Annotated in this window: 3 protein-coding genes; all 3 read left to right on the plus strand. The window is 69.2% G+C overall.

Annotation, left to right across the window (positions count from 1 at the left end; translation table 11 throughout):
* Window positions 1-126: 126 nt before the first annotated feature.
* The 3 genes from ctaD (at window position 127) to CCR97_RS21860 (ending at window position 3,088) form a co-directional block, all read left to right on the plus strand.
* On the plus strand, window positions 127-1,734 hold the full coding sequence (gene ctaD / locus CCR97_RS21850) for a cytochrome c oxidase subunit I (protein ID WP_111357983.1): 1,608 nt from the start codon (window positions 127-129) through the stop codon (window positions 1,732-1,734).
* 122 nt (window positions 1,735-1,856) lie between these two features.
* Complete coding sequence (locus CCR97_RS21855; RefSeq protein ID WP_111357982.1) at window positions 1,857-2,918, plus strand: heme o synthase; 1,062 nt, start codon at window positions 1,857-1,859, stop codon at window positions 2,916-2,918.
* Window positions 2,915-3,088: a hypothetical protein gene (locus CCR97_RS21860; protein ID WP_170145899.1), complete on the plus strand. Its 174-nt coding sequence runs from the start codon at window positions 2,915-2,917 to the stop codon at window positions 3,086-3,088. Before CCR97_RS21855 ends, CCR97_RS21860 begins: the two co-directional genes overlap by 4 nt.
* Window positions 3,089-3,182 lie beyond the last annotated feature (94 nt).

A 3,182-nucleotide genomic window follows, 5' to 3' on the forward strand; every position in this document is an offset into this window, starting at 1 on the left:
GCCGCGACGGCCGCCGCCCTGCCGGGCGCCGCCGCGCCGCAGCTCGCCGTGGCGCAGGCCGTCGCCGATTGATCCGGCGTCGCGCGCCTTTCGCGCGATGCCCCACGAGAATCCCGAGGAAACGCCATGGATGCCACCGTAACGGCTCACGACGCGCACGATGCCCACGCCCATCCGACCGGATGGCGGCGCTGGGTGTTCTCGACCAATCACAAGGACATCGGCACCATGTACCTGGTGTTCGCGATGTTCGCCGGGGTGATCGGCGCCGCGCTGTCGATCGGCATGCGGCTCGAGCTGCAGAACCCGGGCATGCAGATCTTCGCGTCGGCCCACACCTTCAACGTGTTCACCACGGCGCACGGACTCATCATGGTGTTCTTCATGGTGATGCCGGCGCTGATCGGCGGCTTCGGCAACTGGCTGGTGCCGCTGATGATCGGGGCGCCCGACATGGCGTTCCCGCGGATGAACAACATCTCGTTCTGGCTGCTGCCGGCGGCCTTCGCGCTGCTCCTGATGTCGCTGTTCGTCGAGGGCGAGCCGGGCGGCACCGGCGCCGGCTCCGGCTGGACCATCTACGCGCCGCTCTCCACCATCGGGCACCCGGGCCCGGCGATCGACTTCGCGATCCTGTCGCTGCATCTCGCCGGCGCCTCGTCGATCCTCGGCGCCATCAACTTCATCACCACCATCCTGAACATGCGCGCGCCCGGTATGACGCTGCACAAGATGCCGCTGTTCGTGTGGTCCGTGCTGGTGACGGCCTTCCTGCTGCTGCTCGCCCTGCCGGTGCTGGCCGGCGCCATCACCATGCTGCTCACCGACCGCAACTTCGGCACCACCTTCTTCGCCCCCGAGGGCGGCGGCGATCCGGTGCTGTTCCAGCATCTGTTCTGGTTCTTCGGCCACCCCGAAGTCTACATCATGATCCTGCCGGGCTTCGGCATCATCAGCCAGATCGTCGCGACCTTCTCGCGCAAGCCGGTGTTCGGCTATCTCGGCATGGCCTACGCCATGGTGGCGATCGGATTCATCGGCTTCATCGTGTGGGCGCACCACATGTACGTGGTCGGTCTCTCGACCGGCACGCAGGCCTACTTCGTCGCGGCCACGATGATCATCGCGGTGCCGACCGGCATCAAGATCTTCTCCTGGATCGCCACCATGTGGGGCGGCTCGATCGAGTTCCGCACCCCGATGCTGTGGGCCTTCGGCTTCATCTTCCTGTTCACGGTGGGCGGGGTGACGGGCGTCGTGCTCGCCAACGCCTCGGTCGACCGCGCCCTGCACGACACCTACTACGTGGTCGCCCACTTCCATTACGTGCTGTCGCTCGGCGCCGTCTTCACCATCTTCGCCGGCTGGTACTACTGGTTCCCGAAGTTCACCGGCTACCTGTACGAGGAGTGGATCGGCAAGCTGCACTTCTGGGTCACCTTCGTCGGCGTCAACATGCTGTTCTTCCCGCAGCACTTCCTCGGGCTCGCCGGGATGCCGCGCCGGATCGCCGACTATCCGGACGCCTTCGCCGGCTGGAACATGGTGTCGTCGATCGGCTCCTACATCTCGGGCGTCGCGCTCCTGATCTTCTTCTTCGGCATCATCCGCGCCTTCCAGCGCAAGGAGCACGCCGCCGGCAATCCGTGGGGCGCCGGTGCGACGACGCTGGAATGGACCCTTCCGTCGCCGCCGCCGTTCCATCAGTTCGAGGTGCTGCCGCGCATCCGCTGACGCAGGCCTCCGAGCGGCGGCGCGCCGCCGCTCCCTTCGCTCTCGCGCCGGATCGCGCGGGTGACGTTCGCCGATCAAACCACCGCCGCGTCCCGTGTCGCGTGCGGCCCGAGGTCCAAGGAATGTCTCTCGTCACCGACGGCGCCGACCTGTCCCGCCATCCCCAGGTCGTCGCCGACCATGGGCTCGCCGGCACGATCCTGGCCGCACCGGAGCCGAGCCTCGCCGAGGTGAGGGATTACGTCGCGCTGATGAAGCCGCGGGTGATGTCGCTCGTGGTGTTCACGGCGCTGGTCGGCATGCTGGTCGCGCCCGACCGGCTGCACCCGGTGATCGGCTTCGCGGCGCTCGTCGCCATCGCGGTCGGGGCGGGGGCGGCCGGCGCCCTGAACATGTGGTGGGACGCCGACATCGATCGGGTGATGTCGCGCACGGCGCGCCGGCCGATCCCGGCCGGCCGGGTGCGGCCCGAGGAGGCGCTCGCCTTCGGCGCGACGCTGTCGGTCGGCTCGGTCGCGGTGCTCGGCCTCGTCGCCGGCTGGCTCGCCGCCGGGCTCCTCGCCTTCACGATCCTGTTCTATGCGATCGTCTACTCGATGTGGCTGAAGCGGGCGACCTCGCAGAACATCGTGATCGGCGGCGCCGCCGGTGCCGTGCCGCCGATGATCGGCTGGGCCGCCGCCACCGGCAGCCTGTCGCTCGAGCCGGTGCTGCTGTTCCTGATCATCTTCTTTTGGACGCCGCCGCACTTCTGGGCGCTGTCGCTGTGGCGCAGCGACGACTATGCGCGTGCCGGCATTCCGATGCTGCCGGTGGTCTCCGGCGTCGCCGAGACGAAGCGGCAGATCCTGCTGCACGCCCTGCTGCTCGCCCCGGTCGGCGTGTCGCCCGCGCTGCTCGGTGGCGCCGGGATCCTGTACGGCCTCGTCGCGACCTGTGCGGGGGCGAAGATCGTGTGGCTGTCGGTGCGGCTGTGGCGGGCGACCGATCCGCAGGCGACCGACCGGCTCGCCAAGCGGCTGTTCGGCTTCTCGCTCTACTATCTGTTCGCGCTGTTCGCCGTGCTGCTGGTCGACCGCTGGGTGGCGCCGCTGATCGCCGCCGGCGCGAGCGCCCTCGGGCTGGGTGACGGCTGGCTCGGAGGCGCGGTCCTTGGAGGCGCGGTCCTCGGAGGCGGGACATGAGCGGACGCCCCCTGCAGCGCGACGACGGCATCGTCCTCACGGCGGAGCAGAAGCGCCGCCAGCGCGCCCGCTCGGTGGCGATCGCGCTCGTGCTCGCCGGCCTGGTGCTGCTCTTCTACGTGGTCACGCTGGTCAAGCTCGGCCCCGGCGTGGTGAACCGGCCGCTGTGAGACACGCGCGACGACCCGGCTGTGCCGACACCGTCGCGGCACAGCGATCGCAACTGATCAGTCAACGCGAGGCTTCGAGATCGTGACCCCGACG

The organism is Rhodoplanes elegans, from assembly GCF_016653355.1.
In the GTDB taxonomy this organism is placed as follows: domain Bacteria; phylum Pseudomonadota; class Alphaproteobacteria; order Rhizobiales; family Xanthobacteraceae; genus Rhodoplanes; species Rhodoplanes elegans.

Bases quoted from the DNA above. Each gene is read 5' to 3' on its own strand.
- ctaD (WP_111357983.1), top strand. From the start codon at position 127: ATGGATGCCACCGTAACGGCTCACGACGCGCACGATGCCCACGCCCAT.
- CCR97_RS21860 (WP_170145899.1), top strand. From the start codon at position 2,915: ATGAGCGGACGCCCCCTGCAGCGCGACGACGGCATCGTCCTCACGGCG.
- CCR97_RS21855 (WP_111357982.1), top strand. From the start codon at position 1,857: ATGTCTCTCGTCACCGACGGCGCCGACCTGTCCCGCCATCCCCAGGTC.